Annotated in this window: 17 protein-coding genes, 2 tRNA genes and 2 rRNA genes; 12 read left to right on the plus strand and 9 right to left on the minus strand. The window is 44.4% G+C overall.

All coding sequences use genetic code 11. The features are described from left to right. The 9 genes from ACGTN9_RS20665 to tsaD form a co-directional block, all read left to right on the plus strand. Positions 1-112: ribosomal RNA gene (locus tag ACGTN9_RS20665) — 23S ribosomal RNA — on the plus strand; the annotation flags it as partial. A gap of 121 nt (positions 113-233) precedes the next feature. Then, positions 234-347 (plus strand): 5S ribosomal RNA (gene rrf, locus ACGTN9_RS20670). Between the two features lie 45 nt (positions 348-392). After that, positions 393-469, plus strand: a tRNA-Met gene (locus tag ACGTN9_RS20675). A gap of 106 nt (positions 470-575) precedes the next feature. Continuing rightward, positions 576-652: transfer RNA gene (locus tag ACGTN9_RS20680), tRNA-Asp, on the plus strand. A gap of 198 nt (positions 653-850) precedes the next feature. After that, entirely contained in the window at positions 851-1,834 is a 984-nt protein-coding gene (gene thiL / locus ACGTN9_RS20685; RefSeq protein ID WP_499596401.1) for a thiamine-phosphate kinase, read from the plus strand. A 5-nt stretch (positions 1,835-1,839) separates the two neighbouring features. After that, complete coding sequence (tsaE, locus tag ACGTN9_RS20690) at positions 1,840-2,295, plus strand: tRNA (adenosine(37)-N6)-threonylcarbamoyltransferase complex ATPase subunit type 1 TsaE (RefSeq protein WP_499596403.1); 456 nt, start codon at positions 1,840-1,842, stop codon at positions 2,293-2,295. Beyond that, positions 2,292-2,978 carry a tRNA (adenosine(37)-N6)-threonylcarbamoyltransferase complex dimerization subunit type 1 TsaB gene (gene tsaB, locus ACGTN9_RS20695; RefSeq protein ID WP_499596404.1) on the plus strand — a complete coding sequence of 229 codons (687 nt, stop codon included), beginning with the start codon at positions 2,292-2,294 and terminating at the stop codon, positions 2,976-2,978. The genes tsaE and tsaB overlap by 4 nt, the downstream gene beginning before the upstream one ends. Before the next feature lies 1 nt (position 2,979). Further along, complete coding sequence (rimI, locus tag ACGTN9_RS20700) at positions 2,980-3,438, plus strand: ribosomal protein S18-alanine N-acetyltransferase (protein ID WP_499596405.1); 459 nt, start codon at positions 2,980-2,982, stop codon at positions 3,436-3,438. Continuing rightward, complete coding sequence (gene tsaD, locus ACGTN9_RS20705; RefSeq protein ID WP_499596407.1) at positions 3,425-4,459, plus strand: tRNA (adenosine(37)-N6)-threonylcarbamoyltransferase complex transferase subunit TsaD; 1,035 nt, start codon at positions 3,425-3,427, stop codon at positions 4,457-4,459. The genes rimI and tsaD overlap by 14 nt, the downstream gene beginning before the upstream one ends. 377 nt (positions 4,460-4,836) lie before the next feature. On the opposite strand, the gene ACGTN9_RS20710 is transcribed toward tsaD, so the two are convergent. From ACGTN9_RS20710 to ACGTN9_RS20730, 5 genes are read right to left on the minus strand one after another with little or no spacing between them, the layout of a single operon-like run. Beyond that, positions 4,837-5,025 (minus strand): twin-arginine translocase TatA/TatE family subunit, encoded by a 189-nt coding sequence (locus tag ACGTN9_RS20710; RefSeq protein WP_499596409.1) that lies wholly within the window; start codon positions 5,023-5,025, stop codon positions 4,837-4,839. Positions 5,026-5,042: 17 nt separating this feature from the next. Then, positions 5,043-5,636, minus strand: a complete 594-nt coding sequence (locus ACGTN9_RS20715) for a molecular chaperone TorD family protein (RefSeq protein ID WP_499596411.1) — start codon at positions 5,634-5,636, stop codon at positions 5,043-5,045. A 14-nt stretch (positions 5,637-5,650) separates the two neighbouring features. Beyond that, positions 5,651-8,752: a molybdopterin-dependent oxidoreductase gene (locus ACGTN9_RS20720; RefSeq protein ID WP_499596412.1), complete on the minus strand. Its 3,102-nt coding sequence runs from the start codon at positions 8,750-8,752 to the stop codon at positions 5,651-5,653. A gap of 2 nt (positions 8,753-8,754) precedes the next feature. Beyond that, positions 8,755-10,029, minus strand: coding sequence for an NrfD/PsrC family molybdoenzyme membrane anchor subunit (nrfD, locus tag ACGTN9_RS20725; RefSeq protein WP_499596414.1), 1,275 nt, complete (start codon positions 10,027-10,029; stop codon positions 8,755-8,757). A 12-nt stretch (positions 10,030-10,041) separates the two neighbouring features. Then, a complete protein-coding gene (locus ACGTN9_RS20730) occupies positions 10,042-10,953 on the minus strand; it encodes a 4Fe-4S dicluster domain-containing protein (RefSeq protein WP_499596416.1) in 912 nt (303 codons plus the stop codon). Positions 10,954-11,167: 214 nt separating this feature from the next. Between ACGTN9_RS20730 and ACGTN9_RS20735 the strand changes: the two genes are divergently transcribed. Beyond that, entirely contained in the window at positions 11,168-11,836 is a 669-nt protein-coding gene (locus tag ACGTN9_RS20735) for a peroxiredoxin (RefSeq protein WP_499596417.1), read from the plus strand. Positions 11,837-11,918: 82 nt separating this feature from the next. On the opposite strand, the gene ACGTN9_RS20740 is transcribed toward ACGTN9_RS20735, so the two are convergent. The 4 genes from ACGTN9_RS20740 to abc-f form a co-directional block, all read right to left on the minus strand. Then, a complete protein-coding gene (locus tag ACGTN9_RS20740) occupies positions 11,919-12,977 on the minus strand; it encodes an NAD(P)H-dependent flavin oxidoreductase (RefSeq protein WP_499596418.1) in 1,059 nt (352 codons plus the stop codon). A 12-nt stretch (positions 12,978-12,989) separates the two neighbouring features. Next, a complete protein-coding gene (locus ACGTN9_RS20745; protein WP_499596420.1) occupies positions 12,990-14,378 on the minus strand; it encodes a sensor histidine kinase in 1,389 nt (462 codons plus the stop codon). Further along, on the minus strand, positions 14,356-15,066 hold the full coding sequence (locus ACGTN9_RS20750) for a response regulator (RefSeq protein WP_499596422.1): 711 nt from the start codon (positions 15,064-15,066) through the stop codon (positions 14,356-14,358). The genes ACGTN9_RS20745 and ACGTN9_RS20750 overlap by 23 nt, the downstream gene beginning before the upstream one ends. Before the next feature lie 154 nt (positions 15,067-15,220). After that, positions 15,221-17,152 carry a ribosomal protection-like ABC-F family protein gene (abc-f, locus tag ACGTN9_RS20755; RefSeq protein WP_499596424.1) on the minus strand — a complete coding sequence of 644 codons (1,932 nt, stop codon included), beginning with the start codon at positions 17,150-17,152 and terminating at the stop codon, positions 15,221-15,223. Positions 17,153-17,319: 167 nt separating this feature from the next. On the opposite strand from abc-f, the gene moaC reads away from it, so the two are divergent. Beyond that, positions 17,320-17,814, plus strand: coding sequence for a cyclic pyranopterin monophosphate synthase MoaC (gene moaC, locus ACGTN9_RS20760; protein ID WP_499596425.1), 495 nt, complete (start codon positions 17,320-17,322; stop codon positions 17,812-17,814). Positions 17,815-17,819: 5 nt separating this feature from the next. Continuing rightward, entirely contained in the window at positions 17,820-18,479 is a 660-nt protein-coding gene (locus tag ACGTN9_RS20765; RefSeq protein ID WP_499596426.1) for a redox-sensing transcriptional repressor Rex, read from the plus strand. The last annotated feature ends 328 nt before the right edge of the window (positions 18,480-18,807 follow it).

Genomic DNA, 18,807 nt, shown 5'->3' on the forward strand with positions numbered 1-18,807 from the left:
CATCACTTCGAGTGAGTAAGATCCCTCAGAGACGATGAGGTAGATAGGTCCGAGGTGGAAGCGTGGTGACACGTGGAGCTGACGGATACTAATCGATCGAGGACTTAACTAATATAATTCGTGAAGAGGTTGGATCGTTGAATGTTGCTTATCTAGTTTTGAGGGTTTACAAAAAAACTCTTGCATTTTTAGCGGAAAGTTAATATAATTAATCTTGTCGCTAATATAAAAGGTCTAGTGGCGATGGCGGAGAGGTCACACCTGTTCCCATGCCGAACACAGCAGTTAAGCTCTCCAGCGCCGATGGTAGTCGGGTTTATCCCCGTGAGAGTAGGACGCCGCTAGGCTATCAATTTTATACTTATCGTAAGTGCTCAAAGCATTTACATTACCGCGGGGTGGAGCAGTCTGGTAGCTCGTCGGGCTCATAACCCGAAGGTCGCAAGTTCAAATCTTGCCCCCGCAACCAATTAATTTTCACTTTCATCGTCGATCAATCATCTTAGCTAGTTGAAAATCGTGTACTGTGAAGTGCAACCAATTAATTTTCACTTACATAATTGTTCTGATAAAATGGTCCGGTAGTTCAGTTGGTTAGAATGCCTGCCTGTCACGCAGGAGGTCGCGGGTTCGAGTCCCGTCCGGACCGCCATTATACATTCGATATAATAAGCCTTAGGTAAATCCTAAGGCTTTTGTTGTGTCTTCATTTAATAAAGCCTATATATACGAAATGAGCTACACTAGTCGGGGACTTCTGCATTTGTGATTGTTATGCATTTTTTTTACTTTGGGCAAGTTATTGATATAATGAACTTATCTTTTTAGGAACGTAGGAGGCTCGCCATCTATGGATGAATTTTCTTTCATCGATTCCATCAAGCAGGATGTTTATTACCAGCCAACTGTGTTGAAAGGCATTGGTGATGATGCAGCAGTGTTTCGAGCAAATAACCAGGACATCATCACAGCAGTAGACACCATGGTAGAAGGTGTGCATTTTTCCAGGGAGACCATGGACCCTTTCCATGTAGGTTATCGTGCTCTCGCGGTCAATATCAGTGACTTAGCTGCTATGGGGGCCGTCCCTGCCTTTTTTATGGTATCTATCGTTATTCCCGATGATTGGTCTGCTGCTGAAATTGATGAGGTTTATTCGGGCATGAAACAGCTTGCTAAGGAATATCGGATGGATCTGATTGGTGGCGATACGGTGTCAGGAAAAGAGCTGGTCGTATCTGTTACGGTGTTTGGGCTGGTACCCCCTGATAAAAGCAGGTATCGTAGTTCGGCCAAGCCGGGGGATGTATTATTTGTGACGGGCACTTTGGGAGATGCACAGGCTGGATTGGAGTATTTATTAGGCAAGTATCATTTCGACGAGGAAGCAGCTTCTTATTTTATTGGTCGTCACAGACAGCCGGATCCACGGGTAGCGTTTGCTCTTCAGCTACAGTCGCTCGAGCGTGTTGCCCTGAATGATGTCAGTGATGGAATCGCAAGTGAGGCAAATGAGATAGCTGCAGCTTCCGATGTCGATTTACATATCAATTATGAGGACTTGCCTAAAACCGAATATTTGGGCAAGCTGGACAAAGCGATTTGTAAACCTTGGGTGTTATCAGGAGGAGAAGACTTTGAGCTGCTCGGAGCTGTCCCGGAAAAAGATTGGACGGCCGTTCAACAGGCTGCTGAAGCCTCTGCCACACGCGTAACGAAAATAGGTACGGTATTAGAAACAAATGATACAGAACCATTTGTTTACCTATATGAAGAAAACAAAAAGTCACTGTTGACGAAATCAGGCTATATACATTTACGACAGGATAGGTGATAAGGGTGAAATCTTTTAAAATCACGTCAACTTCCGCGCAACAGACAATGGAGCTGGCCAGGAAGCTTGGAGAGCGGTTACAGGCTGGCGATGTATTGACCCTGGAAGGGGATTTAGGCGCTGGTAAAACGACATTTTCAAAAGGGCTGGGACAAGGGCTTGGAGTGAAACGGACGATCAACAGCCCGACGTTCACCATAGTAAAAGAATATGAAGGACGGATTCCCCTTTATCATATCGATGCTTATCGTTTGGAGGATAGCGAAGAGGATATTGGTTTCGAAGAATATTTTCAGGGAGATGGGGTCACGGTAGTGGAATGGGCACAGTTCATTCAGGAATACTTGCCTGAAAGAAGGCTGGATCTCACTATCACATATCTCGATGAGAGCGGTCGCTTCATTGAAGGAAAGACAGAAGATCCTTATCTGGAAAAGTTATGCGAGGAGCTTTTTTTATGAACGTATTAGCAATAGATACATCTAATCAGATACTAGGGGTTTCTGTTATGAAAGACGGAGAAGTGGCCGGAGAATTGATAACGAATATTAAAAAGAATCATTCGGTCCGTTTAATGCCCGCTGTCGACCAATTAATGAAGGAGACAGCCATTACTCCGTCAGATTTAAGCAAAATTATCGTAGCTAAAGGACCTGGATCCTATACAGGTGTCCGAATCGGCCTTACTACAGCCAAATCAATGGGGTGGGCGTTGAACATCCCTGTAGTCGGTGTATCAAGCTTAGAGGTATTAGCTTATCAAGGAATGTTTTTCGATGGTTACATCTGTCCATTCTTCGATGCGAGAAGAGGTTTAGTGTACACAGGTCTGTATAATCAAGAGATGCAGCTGGTAAAAGCAGAAACGAATCTGCTGATGACAGATTGGCTGGAAGAACTCAAAGCAAGCGATAAGCCTGTGCTATTTTTAAGCCCGGATATTGAGAGCCATGAGGACGTCATAGTAGAGATGATGGACGATAAGGCGGTAATACCTCCTAAGCCCTTGCATGTGCCTCGTCCAAGTGCTCTGGCATTAGCAGGGCAGGAGAAAGAGGCTGGGCCGCTGCACGCCCTGGTCCCTAACTATTTGAGACTGGTAGAAGCAGAAGCGAAATGGCTGGAACAACAGGGGAAGAAGTGAAATGGAAAGCGTATCAATCAGGGAAATGATTGCAGACGATATCGACCAGGTGTTACAGATAGAGGAAGCTTCCTTCGCTATCCCCTGGAAACGGGAAGCATTCGTCGGAGAAATCGAGCAGAATGAATATGCGGAATACTATGTGATTGAAGATGATAACGGGATATTCGGCTATTGCGGGTTATGGATGATCATTGATGAAGCGCATATAACCAACATTGCCATTTTACCGAGTCATCGTGGGAAAGGCTATGGTGCTTTATTGTTCGGTCATGTCATCGAACAAGCTGTCAAGAGTGGAGCGATCATGCTCTCACTCGAAGTACGTGTTTCAAATACGGGAGCTCAGCATATGTACCGTAAATTCGGCTTGGTTCCTGGTGGAATCCGGAAGCATTATTACACGGATAACGGAGAGGACGCATTAGTGATGTGGGTGAATTTTCATGATCAAAGATAATTATATACTGGCAATTGAAACAAGTTGTGATGAAACAGCTGCAGCAATTGTGAAGAACGGCCGGGAATTGGTAGCGAACGTTGTCGCTTCTCAAATCGAAAGCCATAAACGTTTCGGTGGAGTAGTTCCTGAAATAGCTTCCCGCCACCATATTGAGCAGATTACCATTACCCTTGAAGAAACACTGTCCCAGGCAGGAATGCAGCTGGATGACATGGATGCCATTGCTGTAACAGAAGGACCGGGACTTGTCGGTGCCTTGCTTGTCGGTGTGAATACCGCTAAATCACTGGCGTTTGCCAAGGATAAGCCATTGATTGGTGTCCATCATATTGCCGGGCATATCTATGCTAACCGATTAGAGAAGGAATTCGAATTTCCATTACTGTCCTTAGTCGTTTCTGGGGGACATACGGAATTGATCTTGATGAAAGATCATGGGTCGTTTGAAGTCATCGGGGAAACAAGGGATGACGCTGCTGGCGAGGCCTATGATAAAGTGGCCAGAACGCTGAAGCTTCCTTATCCAGGAGGCCCTCATATCGACCGTCTTGCACAGGAGGGAGAGGAAACCATCGATTTTCCTCGCGCCTGGCTTGAAGACGGTTCCTATGATTTCAGTTTCAGTGGACTGAAATCAGCAGTTATCAACAAGCTGCACAATGCCAAGCAAAAAGGTGAAACATTAGAAGAAAAAAATGTAGCCGCAAGCTTCCAGGCGAGTGTGGTGGACGTGTTATCCACAAAAACTTACCAGGCTGCCAAGGAACATCAGGTGAAACAAGTGATTGTGGCTGGTGGGGTAGCGGCCAACCAGGGGCTTAGAAAAGCACTGAAAAGCAAATTTGACGGGGAAGATATCGAATTATTGATTCCTCCGTTAAGACTGTGTACAGATAATGCAGCTATGATTGCTGCGGCAGGAGCAGTCGCTTATCAACAAGGCCATCGTGCCGGGTGGGATTTGAATGCTGACCCGTCGTTGAGCCTGGAACGTTATGCGAAAAGATCGGTCAAATAATTGTAAGTAGTACTTCCCTCGCTATGAGGGGAGTTTTTTTATTTCTTTTTCCCCATAGGTACTTGGAGACAAGCCAGGTTTTTCTAATCGATAATATGGGTTGTGTGTATAACTATTTGTGGAAATCTAACAAGTTACACACAGTTGCATAAATATACTGTGGATAATCATTGGTTATGCATTGAGATAGAAGTGTTGATTATATCTGTGTATTTTGTGGATAATTAAGCGGTGTTTTGTGGATAATGTGAATAAACTTGTGCAAAAGTATTAAAATAGCTATTTATATGTGAATAACTATGTGGATGATGTGAGTTGGTAATCTGGTTGAGATGTATAAAAGAAACGACCGCTTTTTTGCAGTCGTTTCTTTTGTGCTATTGATCTTTCTTTTGTTCCGCATTGGAACTGTTGTCATCGTTCACTAATTCATTGGTCGCCTTTTTGAATTCTTTTAACGTGCTGCCGAAAGCTTTGCCGATTTCAGGTAATTTAGATGGGCCAAAGATGATGAGTGCAATCACTAATACTAAAATTAATCCCGGAATGCCGATATTTGATAACATAAGTACCAACTCCTATATCATTTTTGTAAATCGTATAAATCCTTCATTGTTTCCAGATAGTAAGGGATGAAACTTGCGAAAAACGGGTCTTCGAGCTTTCTTTTGCTATGTTTAGCAATTTTCTTCAACCCTTGCTTCATATGGGATTGATACATATCTACCTGTGCTTGATGCAATTCTTGAGCAAGTTCCATATTTCCATCTTGATCCGCTTTTACTTCTTCTGCCGAGGCAGCTGAAAGAAAGGCGGTCAGGCTTCCAATATGGTCCGGAAATTCTCCTTTTTCAATTGGATAGTAAAAGCCCATATTCTCGAACGTGCCAATCAAACAAAGCAGGTCCTGCCGGGAACGGTCCATGGCTTCCTCTGTCTTTTCGGTATAGCTTGAAACATAAGGGGGGATGAAGTAGACCCCCGGTATAGAAAAGTAGTTTTCATACCAGAGTTCCACGTCCTCCCGGTTATAGTATTGATGAAAAGGAAACGAGTCTTTTATTTCATCAGGGAATTGCTTCAAGATGGTCTCATATTTATCCCAGTCGCCGAACCAAATGTGGGTGAACAGCTGCGTCAACACTAATTGACCGTTACGTTCTTCGACAGTAAGCATGCCAATATCCTCCTTTAAGCTTTCTTGATATCTACAAACATATCTAATTGGCCTGGTGAGCCTCCAATTTCATCATACATGACACCATGCTTCATGCTCTTATCTACATATGTCAATTTGTTGACGATAAAGCCATCTCCACGTGACCCCGGGAAACCTGCCTCTTCATGCATCGGCTTGTTGAATTCAAAAGGGGTGTGGTTGTAGCTCGGGAGTTCTTTAGTCTTTTCCCCATCAATGTACTGTCTGTTTACCCCATAACCCGTCTGACCCATGTTATAGGCAGAGCCGACTACTCCTGGTGCGATGCCTCCGGTCACGGAAACTGTGCCTGTCAGTTGTATGCTGCCATTATCGATGGTGACTGCATCTCCGGTTTTCAAGCCGCGTTTTCTGGCATCCACCGGATTAATCCAAATGTAGTTATCTGAGCGGACTTCTCTCAGCCATGCACTGCTGACGTTACGATAGGTTCCGAAGTTCCTTGATTTCCAGTTGATGAACTGCAATGGTTTCGTTTGTTCTAATGGCTTTTGATCGAATGTTTTCAGCTCCTGATAATAAGGCATACCTTCAAAGTGTTCGCCATTGAATGTGTTTTTATGGGCTGCCACTCCTTCATCGTAAAAGTCGGCCTGCCCACCATATTGATATTTGATATGGTTGCCATTATACTCACTGCCTGCTTCTTCAAACCGCCCGCCACGATTCAATACATAAACCACTTTGGCCCACTCTTCCGGTTTGACGGCTTGTTTCCATTTCACTGGCTCAAAGTATTTTCCCAGCGCTTTTTTCCGCGCACTTTCAAAAATGTTTAACTCGCGCTGAGAAGCATTAGGGACTGGTGTTTCATCATAAGCGATGTTAGCAACTCGCTTGATGTAAAAATCCTCTTCGCGGTGGAGGGAGCTTCCATCCGGAAATGCTTTGTCACCAAACCCTGGAAGGTTCATACGTTTTCCTAACTCAATGACACTATTTTCAAAGGAGCGGACATCAGGGAATACCCGGGTGACTGGCTGGTAAACTCCAGTGAATTTGGTGGTGATATTCGGATAGATGGATTCTCTGCCCCAGCGTTCCAAATAAGTAGTGTCCGGTAAAATGAAGTCTGCATACTTGGATGAATCTCCTATTTGGACATCAGAAGCAACATACAATGGAAGAACCTTCTGATCCTTCAATGCCTGTTCCTGTACCTGCCCATTCGGTGAAGAAAGGACAGGAGACATCCGGTGTGTAAATAGTGCTTTGATCGGATATGGATAACCCTCTAATGCGCTCGGCAGCACTTCAGCTACTGTCTGACCGCTCAGCGGGAACCAAGGCCGTTTCGCAGGGTAGCCATCTTTCTCGAATAAGGTGGAGTTCTCGTATTTTAATTGGTAACGTCCGGTTGGAATTCCCCATGCTTTTTTTCCATTTGGCACGGTCATTAAATCATATCGTCCGGTGAATTCCTGATACGAAGCACCGGTAGTTATGTTTCCACCTTTCCAGTCATAACTGCCGATCAAATGATTCAGCATCGAAATCGCCCGTTGATTATAGTAGCCGTTCACATGCATGGCCGGTCCTCTGTAAGCCATGATAGCTGCACGTTTTCCGTAAGAAGTGAATGTCTTAGCTAACTTTATGATTTGCTGTTTATCGATCGTAGTGATCTCGGCATATTCATCAAGTGTTTTTTCCATGACTCTGTCTTTATAAAGCTGGAAACTTGATTTTAACTTTAAGCCTTTGATTTTCGTATCCACTTCCAACTGACCATCGGATGCCTGGTCATGGGGGACAGGCTTGCCATTTTCGATGACGACGAATTGATTTTCAGATCCGATTCCAAGATCGCTTGCCCGTAGTTTAGGTCGTTTAGGATCGCTTAGGTTTACAAGGTGGGTAGCGTCACTCCAAGTTGGTTCATCATCCATTTCTGCTGCTTTTTTATTAGGATTGGTCAAATAGGTTTCATCGTACTGTTTGTTTTCGATAATCCAGCGGCCGATACCTAGCGCAAGAGCACCATCTGTACCCGGTTTGACCGGCAGCCACATGTCAGCTTTTTCTGCTGTTTTGCTGAGTCTTGGATCGACGACGGCCATTTTCATTCCATTTTCAATGGCATTGGTTATCTTAGGTGCCAGCCAGGTAGGTCCCTTATTAGCCACCATCGGATTGGTACCCCAAACTAAGAGGAACAAGGTATTTTCAACGTCGGCGTACTGGCGTTTTTTCTTCTTTTCACTTGCAGAGTAGGAGCGTACATTTCCTGTAACAGAGCTGATACCACAGACACCGCCGTGATGGTAATAGTTTTTACTGCCGAGACTTTGCTGGATGAACCGCTCCATAAAGTCTCTCCGGTCACCGACCATGAACGTTACTTGATTAGCTTTCGGTCCAAAATCGGGGTGGCTGGTGTCGATCAAAACGTCGCGATATTTTTCATCAAATGCGTCAAATTCCATTTTGTTTTGTTTTACTTTTTCCCAGTCGGTCATCACTTCTTCTTCGGGTACAAATGCAGACAGTTCTTTCAAACCTGGTGTTTGCAGGTCTTTGCTGCCGTTGATGATTTCTTCGTAAGCCTGGTCCCAGGTGATGGTTTTCCACTTGCCACTGCCCCGTGGTCCGACACGCTTTAAAGGCTTTTTGACACGATATGCATCATAAGCGGTCTGGATTCCCGCTTGCCCTTTCAAGCAGGTGCGGCCGCCGCGGAATCCTCTGCCAAGCCGTTTAACATCGCCAGTGCCTCGTACCGCGTCGTCGACAGAAGTCCCATAAGCGATGGCTCCATACGGTACCATATTGATGGGGCTATATTGGTTGCCTGCGATTTTCCTGATAATCGATGTATATGGGCCATTCTTATTACCACTGGTCACATAAGCTTTAATCGTACAAAAGCTGTTGCATTGTTCACAGGTCGTAAAAATGACATCCTCTGCACCATAATCCTGGTAGTCCGTTCCATAACCATGGCCTTCATCGCTCCAGACTCCGCTGGCAACCTGCTTTACAGGCCCGATAAATGCAGGACCGACAACGGCAACCGCTCCAAAGGCGCCTAATGCTTTTAAGAAACTTCTTCGTTTCATCGGTTTGTTTTCCATGTTCAGCCCTCCGTTTTCTCCGATGATTGAATTTCTTCAATCGGCAAGAGTTGTTCTCCGAATGTATAAATCAATAATCCCATTGCCGCAATTCCGACGCTTACCATCCATTCGTTAAAGGTCGGGAAGTAGTCGCCGGCTGGTAACCCTTCAAACAAGGGAACGATTTGAGCAGGTACGACAATGTTGAAGCGAACTCCTATGATACCGATTACGATCAAAATAGCCGCCGTCAACAATGCATTGACATTGGTGCCGGTCTTTTTATTGAAAACAAGGAAGATCGGTATCGCTGCCCCGAGGAACATCTGCACTCCCCAGAACGACCAGCTATAAGCGCTGCCCATCATGGTGCCGAGTCCTTCCAGGTGATGGTGCTCCAATCCATAGACACCGACAAGGTATTCATAGAATTGAAGACCAAGGTCAATGAATAGAAAGCCGATCATCATTTTAGCGAGTGAAACAACCATGCCATGGTCGATTTTTTGTTTCGTGGCTTTTTTCTTGATGATATACATGGCAAGTAACAGAGCAGTCCCGGAAACCATCGCAGATACCACGAAAATGACAGGGAAGAGGCCTGTATTCCAGGATGGCCTTGCCTGCACGACAGCGAAAATGGTTCCGGTACCGCCATGAACCCCCAGGATTGCCAGTGGAATTCCGATAGTTCCAAGGATTTTCATCCATTTATGGTCACGTTTTTTGGTACTTTCATTTATGGTACTATTTTTGAAAGTGAGCCATTTTGCCACTTTTCCTTTCAACGATGCTGTCCCAGCCAATCGGACAAGATCTTCACGCATGGCGATATATAATTCCGTTGTCAATAAAGCGATATAGACAAGATAGAAATGGACCTCCCATGCTAACGGGCTTGTAACATTCCAATAGATGATGGCATTCAGCATCCGCTCCGGCCGCCCCAGATCCATCAAAACGAAGGTTAAAGCGACAATCATACAAACAATCGCAGTAAAAAGAGCCATCCTTCCGATCCGCTCGTATTCCATCATGCCGAATACATAAATCAAGGTAGACAGAAGGAAGGAACCAGCACTTAATCCAACAAAGAAGATATAAAATGCAATCCAGGCGCCCCAGGGGGTGATGGAAGATAAGTTGGTGACCGGAAGACCCTGGACAAGACGTTCAACGATGAAATACCCACCAGCGATTAATAATAGAAATAGAAATCCGATCCATATTTTAAAACGTTTGCTTTGTTTTGCTTTTACTCTGGCACTTGGTGCAGCTACTGCAGTGGTTGCCATGTGCGCCACCTCCTATTTTAAATAAATGACGTTCGGGGCGTTGCCTAAATCACTTTTTAAGCGGAAGGCCCGTGGGCTTTTTGAAAGTTTAGATACGGTACTATTAGGATCATTCAAATCTCCAAAGAACCTGGCGTCTCCGATACATGTCTCTACACAAGCTGGTTCTTCCCCACGTTCCAGGCGATGCAGACAGAAATTGCATTTCCTTACCGTGCCAATCGGCGTTTTGCCTTTCTTTCTTTCTCCGCGTTCAATTCCATATTCCGGACTTGTAACATCGTTATAGCCTGGCATTTCATCTTCATAGCTTTCACCGAAATCAAAGGATCTTGCTCCGTATGGACAGGCAACAATACAATAGCGGCAGCCGATACAGCGGTCATTATCAATGGTTACAATTCCATTCTTGAGTTTATAGGTCGCCCGGGTCGGACAAACCTGCACACAGGATGGTTTTTCACATTGCATACATGGCCTTGGAAGATTGACCTTAGCGACATTTGGAAAATCGCCGATCTCTTGTTCAAGGACAACATTATAGGAGATTCCTGGCGGGGTACGGTTTTCTGCTTTGCACGAAACGGTACAGGTATCACAGCCGACACATTTCCTTAAATCAATGACCATCCCCCATTTGACCCCATCTGTTTCCTGGGCTGGTTCATCTGCGCCAGATGCAAAGTCCTGACCGACTTCCTCACCGAACTCTTTCAGGAGTTTCGAGTGATATTTTTTATGGAACTCTTTGATATTCAAGTTTCCATTGATCACTTTTCTGGCATCATCAGCCATATTGAAGCTTAGTTTTGTATCAAAGGGAGATGCATCCATTTCTTTTTCAACATCAGGTAGTGCAGTATCGAGCAAGTTGTTCCAATCTTTTTCCGTCATGTTTTTACTGCCGAGCATGTTACTAAGCATTGATTTCACCTCTCATCCTTGTCGTTAGTTTTATTGTAGATAGAGAGGTGAATGATCAACTGTGACAAATATCACGAAAAAAATGGTCTTCATATCTTCTTTATAAGTTAGCCATGAAGTAGTCAAAAATGATTTGTTTTTATGGATAGAAGTTTAATGATGTACGGTTAGCGGTATATGTATATTGGAACTATTTAAGGAGGGATTTATAAAAATGGAACACACAAATGAAGAACAACAACAAACCTACAGTTTGCCTCGTATCGGAGAGAAAGCGCCTGATTTCACTGCTCAGACTACACACGGAGAAATTTCACTTAGTGACTTTGAAGGTAAATGGTTTGTTCTTTTTTCCCATCCTGCAGATTTTACACCAGTTTGTACGACAGAATTTGTCGCTTTTCAGGGGATTTATAATCAGTTGCGTGAGCTCGATACGGAATTGATTGGACTGAGTGTCGATAGCGTCACTTCCCATATCGCCTGGATTCGCAATATTGAAGAAAACTTCCAAACTACTATCGAGTTTCCTGTAATTGCTGATTTGGATAAAAAAGTAGCAACTAGGTTTGGGATGATTATGCCGGAAAGTAATGGTACAGAGACGTCCCGTGCGGTTTTTGTGATTGATGGAGAAGGAGTCGTGCGTTCGGTCATCTATTATCCGTTGACGACCGGTCGTAATATGAGCGAGATTGTCCGTCTTGTAGAAGCATTGAAGACGACAGACGAGCATGGAGTAGCGACACCTGCCGATTGGCAAAAAGGTGATAAAGTGATTGCATCACCGCCGAAGACTACGGAAGATGCAAAAGCAAGACTGGAAGATTCCAACTATGATTGTGTCGATTGGTACTTCTGTAAAAAAGATTTAAATACGTAAATAATATTTATATCGAATGATAAATAAAAGCACAAAGGATTTGTCAGTGACAAAGCCTTTGTGCTTTTTCTTTTTGAAAATCTTAGGATAGGTCTTCTATATCCTCAACCATTTGTTGTATTAATTGACCCGCAGGCAGCTCGCGGCTAAGGGAGGCATTCTGGCCTGCCCAGAGGGACAAGTATTCTGGTTTGTTTTGTGCAGCTGCTGCTTTCCGAAGTGTTTTCGTTAACGTGTTCATGATAGGGTAAGGCGGCAACGCTTGTTCGTGCTGTCGCATCTGACGTATGAAGGCATTTTCAATTCCTCGTGCTGGTTTTCCGCTGAACGAGCGGGTGAGCACAGTATCATCTCCGCTGCTTTCGAGAATTGCTTGTTTATGAAGCGGTTTTGCTCCACTTTCTGGCGATGTCAAAAAAGCTGTACCCATTTGCACTCCCTTTGCGCCAAGCTTAGTAGCAGCGACAAAGCCACGCGCGTCCATAATACCGCCAGCGGCAATGACTGGGATAGATACGCGAGCTGCCGTCCTTTGAATAAGCGACATGGTGCCGACCGTTCCCTGCTCAAATGAAGCAGCGAATGTTCCGCGGTGGCCGCCGGCTTCACTGCCTTGAGCGACGACAAGTTCGATACCGGCATCTTCATTAATGATTGCCTCTTTAACCGTAGTAGCCGTACCTATTAAACGAATCTGATGGGATTTCAAACGACTAATCACTTTTTCTGTGGGCACGCCAAAAGTAAAACTGCAAACCGGGACATTTTCTTCCACAATTACGTCCAGTTGCTTTTGGAAAGTAGAAGAGGAATACGATACTTCTTCGGTCGGTTCTATTTGTAATTCTTCATGAAAAGAGCGTAACAACTCGTTGGCGAAGCTGATGTCTGCTTTAGCCACATGGACTTCCTCCGGCACAAAAACATTGACACCGAACGGTTTATCCGTCCGTTTTTTCGTCTCCTGGATGGCTGTCTGTAAATCTTCTGCCGTCATATAGCCGGCTCCGATTGTCCCTAACCCGCCGGCATTAGATATGGCGGCGACCAGTTCCGGAGTAGTAACACCACCTGCCATTCCTGCTTGTATGATAGGGAACTCAATATTAAGCAGGGAGGTCACTTCATTGTGCTGCGACATCCAATCATCCTCCTATTCAGTGGAAGTTTTTTTAGGAAGCTGTACGATCATTTTTGTACCTTTTCCTTCTGTGCTTTGTACATTAATTTGGCCGTGGTGGGCGTGAACAAGTGCCTTCACGATCGCCAGGCCGATGCCTGCGCCTCCCGTCTTACGGGCGCGTGATTTCTCCGCACGGTAGAACCGGTCAAATATATAGGGGAGGTCTTCAGACTCTATCCCGATACCATCATCTTCAACTGTAATGAAAACATTATCTTCCGTTTCATTTGCTTTAACAGAAATGGTCCCATTTTCTGGTGTATACCGTATAGCATTGGACACTAGATTCAACATAATTTGCCAGAATCTATCTTTATCGCCTTGGAAATAGATCGGCTTTTCCGGAAGTTGCAAATCGAGATGCAGATGCTTTTGTTTCGCTTCTACGTAAAAATGGTCGTTAATATAACCTAGTGTTTGATTAGCATTCAACTTTTCATATTTTAAGGTAATATCGGGATTTTCCGCTTCCAGTAGTTTTTCCAAGTCATTGACCATTCTGACCAATCGCATTAACTCATTATGAGTGTTTGCCAGTCGCTCCTGTGTCGGCTGCCAGATGCCATCCTGAAAGGCTTCGATTTGTGTTTTTAAAATAGTGATCGGGGTACGAAGTTCATGGGCAATGTCTGCTGTAAATTGCTTTCTTAATATTTGTTGATTATTAAGCCGGTCAGCCAGTTCATTGTAAGCATCGGCTACTTGCTGGATTTCTTCGGTCAGTTTTCCTCTCGTGACACGAACGGTCATATCATTGTTGCTTAAAGCCTGGACGGCATCCTTGACCCGTCGTAATCCTGCGGTCAATTGATTGCTGAACAAAAAGCTCAGCCCGAAGGAAAGACCGAATATCCCAAGTGCCGAAACAGCAATATATTTATTAATTCTTGTTTTAAATTTGAATTCGCCTTTTTCATAACCGCGATGGTAATTGACTTCGATAGTGCCAATTTTTTCACCACCATACGTCAATTCCTTTGTTTCCTGAGTATAATCCATATCCTGATAATTTTGAGTGTTATCTTGTTCCTCTTTCAACCTGGAAATTTCGCGTACAAGATCAGTAGAGTCAAGGACGAGTTCGCCATTGCTGTCATAGACCCGATAGAATAAGCTTTCGGTCATAGCCTGGTAGGGGAGCATCGAATCGACACTGTCACCGGTGATTTTCCCTTGTTTGGCATATTCTTTTTCCAGAAAACTGGTAACCCTGTCCACTTCTGTTGCCCGTTTGTCATCCAGATAATCACTGAAGCAGTCCTCAAAAGCATATTTGAAGGCCCCGCTGATAAAAACAACACCGATTAAAGATATAGCGATAAATGCAATTAAGGTTCTAGCGCGCAGGGTTCGGAACATCTGCTTTCCCTCCAAATCGATATCCCGTACCAAAAACCGTTTGGATGTATGTCGGGTGTTTTGTATCTTCTTCGATTTTTTTACGAATGTTTTTGATATGGACATCTATATTTCGTTCATAGCCTTCAAAGTAGCCGGCATCCTGAATCGCCTTCAATAATTCTGCACGTGTGAAGGCATAACTTGGCCGGTTGGCCATTTGCGTAATCAATTGAAATTCAATCGGTGTCAAAGTCACCGGTTCATTATGGATATAAACAAGTTTTTGGGCTGGGCAGATGGTCAATTCACCGTTGTTGAAAGATAAAGCATCCTCAACTAAATGAGACCCCGTCCTTTTTAGAATAGCCTTCATACGAACGATGACTTCCCTTGGACTGAAAGGTTTGACGATATAGTCGTCCGCTCCGATTTCAATGCCATTTATACGGTCGTTTTCCTGACCTTTAGCAGTAACCATCATAATCGGCACGTCTGACGTTTCACGGATCTTTTCGCAGACAAGTTCCCCACTGAGGTCCGGCAGCATCAAATCTAATACTATAAAATGAGGGTGGACATGGTGAAACTGCTCCAGGGCTTCATGGCCATTTTCAGCTGTATAAACATCATAGCCCTCTTTCTGCATATAGGCTTCCAAGACTTCCAGAATCATAGGCTCATCATCGACAATAAGCACCTTGATCATTACCAACACTCCTGTTCTATTACATACCTCTAGCTTACCATAGGAGGTATTAGTAATAGAAAACTATTTTTAAAAAAATAATAGGAAAAAAGGAAGAAGCGGACAAAAAAATAGCCTTACTGATTTTAATCATCAGCAAAGCTATTACAAGTATTCATTCCGTATGAAGGTCTTCCCATTCTTCCATCAATTGTTCCAGCTGATTGTTCAATTGATCATTGGCTGACGTCAATTCCAATGACTTTTCATGATCCTGATAGATATCAGGATCGCAGAGAAGCTCCTCGTTGCTTTCAATACTAGCTTCAATTTCCGCGATTTCAGTTTCGATTTCTTCAATGCGCCGCTGCCGTTTCCGTGCTTCACGCTTTTCAGCTTTGTCCTGATGGAAAGTGGTTTTATTATCTGGAACGGTCTGTGTTTCTTGCTGACGATCCTGGCTTTCCAGCTGTTCCAGCTCATACTCTTCTTGCTTTTTCCCTTTATAATAATCATAATCCCCAAGGAACATCCGGGAATCTTCAGGTGTCATTTCAAAGATCTGGGTGGCGATCTTATTAATGAAATAACGATCGTGGGAAACGAACAGGATTGTGCCTGGAAAGTCGACAAGCGCTGCTTCCAATACTTCTTTACTGTCCAAATCGAGATGGTTGGTCGGCTCGTCTAAAATTAGCAGATTCGCTTTCTGCATCATCAGTTTAGCTAAGGCAAGACGGGCTTTTTGTCCGCCGCTTAAGGAAGAAACAGGCTTCAATACGTCCTCACCAGTAAATAGAAAGTTTCCAAGAATGGTCCGGATATCTTTTTCATTTTCTATCGGATATTCATCCCAGAGTTCGTTCAGGACGGTCTTAGTGGAATTCAGTTTTGTCTGTTCCTGATCATAATAGCCTACTTGTACATTCGTACCGATCTGTATCGTTCCTTGATGGGCACTCAGGTCGCCTATAATCGTTTTAAGTAGTGTCGTTTTGCCGACCCCGTTCGGCCCCACAAGCGCGATGCTGTCCCCGCGATTGACATTCAGATTAACTTGTTCGAATACATTGTCGCTGCTTGCCTGATAACGGAAAGCAAGGTCGCGGATACGGAGTACATCATTCCCGCTTTGTCTTGAAATACGGAAGGAGAACTTGGCTGAATGATTATCGTCTTTCGGTTTATCGACGCGCTCCATCTTCTCCAATTGCTTCCTTCTGCTTTGCGCCCGCTTACTGGTCGTAGCCCGTACGATATTCTTCTGAATAAAATCTTCCATTCGTTTGATTTCAGCCTGCTGTTTTTCATATTGCTTCATTTCCAGCTCGAAATCCGCTTCTTTCTTTTTTAAATAATCACTATAGTTGCCGTGATATTTCTTGGACGATTGAAAGGCGATTTCGTAAACAGTCGTCACGATTTTATCCAGGAAGTAGCGGTCGTGCGAGACAATCACAACGGCGCCCTGGTAACCCTGGAGGTAGGTTTCCAGCCAGCTCAGCGTATCGATGTCGAGATGGTTGGTCGGCTCGTCCAATATAAGGACATCCGGTTTCGACAACAGCAGTTTACCGAGCGCTAACCGGGTTTTTTGGCCGCCGCTCAATGTATTGATCGGTGTAGCGAGGTCGAAGTCATGGAAATTCAAACCGTTCAATACAGCTTTGATATCCGCTTCGTAATGGTACCCGCCTTCCATCTTGAATGTCTCCTGCTTACTGTCATATTCCTTCAGCAACTGCTGGTATTGTTTATCATCAGCAATCAAGTCTGGATCAGCCATACGGCTTTCCATAGAACGAAGCTCCTGCTCAAGCTTCTTCAGATGGCTGAAGACCTTCTCCATTTCATCCCAGATGGTTTGATCGGATTCCAGTCCAGTGTTCTGGGCAAGATAGCCGATCGAGACATCTTTCGGTTGAAACACTTCGCCACCATCATGGGTCAGCTCGCCTGCCATAATCTTCAATAGTGTGGATTTACCAGCCCCGTTTCGCCCGACAATTGCGATCCGGTCATTCGTTTGTACTTCTATTTTAATATTCGATAGAATGAGTTCAGCACCAAATCGTTTTTCAATTTGATTCATTTGCATCAGAATCATGTTTGTTCACCTCAATGAATCAAGTGTATCTCACATCAAAGTGAGCAGGCAAGAAGCATGATGGATGATTGTGAAAAACTTAACGACTATCTTTTGCATTTTTGATAAAATACAAGTAATGTAAAGTACACATAAAGGTATGATTCTGCTTCAAAGGAGGCTTTACTTTGTCAGAGTTCACTCACTTCAATGAACAGGGAAGGGCACGGATGGTAGATATTTCTGAAAAGGATGTCACCGTCAGGACGGCAACAGCTGTTACCAGTGTCCAGGTCAACCATGAAATATATCGAAAAATCACAAATCAGGAAATCTCCAAAGGAGATGTACTGTCTGTCGCGCAGGTTGCCGGCATCATGGCAGCTAAAAAAACTCCCGACTGGATTCCGATGTGTCATCCTTTGCAGTTAAAAGGCGTAGATATCAACTTTGAATGGAAGCAAGAAGGGGAAGATGACTATCATTTGATGATTGATGCTTCTGTAAAAACAAAAGGGAGCACCGGCGTTGAAATGGAAGCGCTAACGGCCGCTCAAGCGACGGCGCTGACGGTTTACGATATGTGTAAAGCCGTTGATAAAGGGATGGTCATCGGTCCTGCGTATTTAATGGAGAAAACAGGCGGGAAAAGCGGGGACTTCCAGAGAGAAAGCAAGGAGTGAATGAAATGGATATCGAGCAACATAAAATACCACAAGCGACAGCAAAGCGGCTGCCATTATATTACCGGTTCATCAATAACCTGCATAGCCAGGGGAAACAACGGGTTTCCTCCAAGGAGCTCAGTGAAGCGGTCAAGGTAGATTCTGCAACCATACGACGTGATTTCTCTTATTTCGGAGCGCTTGGAAAAAAGGGATATGGCTATAATGTAGAATACTTGCTCTCGTTTTTCCGAAAGACACTTGACCAGGATGAAATTACGAAAGTAGCATTGATCGGGGTCGGTAATCTTGGCACAGCATTCTTACATTATAATTTTATGAAAAACAACAATACTAAAATCGAGTATGCTTTCGATACCAACGCTGATAAAATTGGCACAGAGATCGGCGGGGTACCCGTCAAACATATTGACGATCTGGAGGACGTGGTAAAAGGGGATATCACGGCTGCGATACTTACCGTTCCTTCGTCCGCTGCCCAGGGGATAACCGATCGGCTGGTGGAGTCGGGCGTATCCGGAATTCTTAACTTTACACCAGCACGAATTACTGTGCCGGATCATATCCGTGTCCACCATATCGACTTGTCCATCGAACTACAGGCCCTGGTATACTTCCTGAAGCATTATCCACTGGAAGAAAGTACGGATCAAGAAGAATAGAGGGATGACCATCATGGTCGTCCTTTTTTGTTTATCTTAAGCTTATTCAACAATAAGCCGTAAAGTCGAAGACTTGATTTCAAGACAATTTGGGTCCGTCGCCGAATCAGGAGAAGGGAGGCTGGGAAACGGTTCGCTTTCCTGTGGGGGAGCTGGCAACCCTCCTCGGTCGTTTCACGACCTGTGGGGTCTTGCCTAGCGCCTTCTCCCACGGGAGATTCCTGTGGGATTCAGTAGAGGGGTCCTTGAATTAAAAAAAGCCCTCCGTTAAGATGCATTTGTACAACCAAATACAAACATCAAAAGGAGGACTTCCCCTTGAATTCTA

This window comes from Halobacillus sp. B23F22_5 (assembly GCF_043497085.1).
Classification (GTDB): domain Bacteria; phylum Bacillota; class Bacilli; order Bacillales; family Halobacillaceae; genus Thalassobacillus.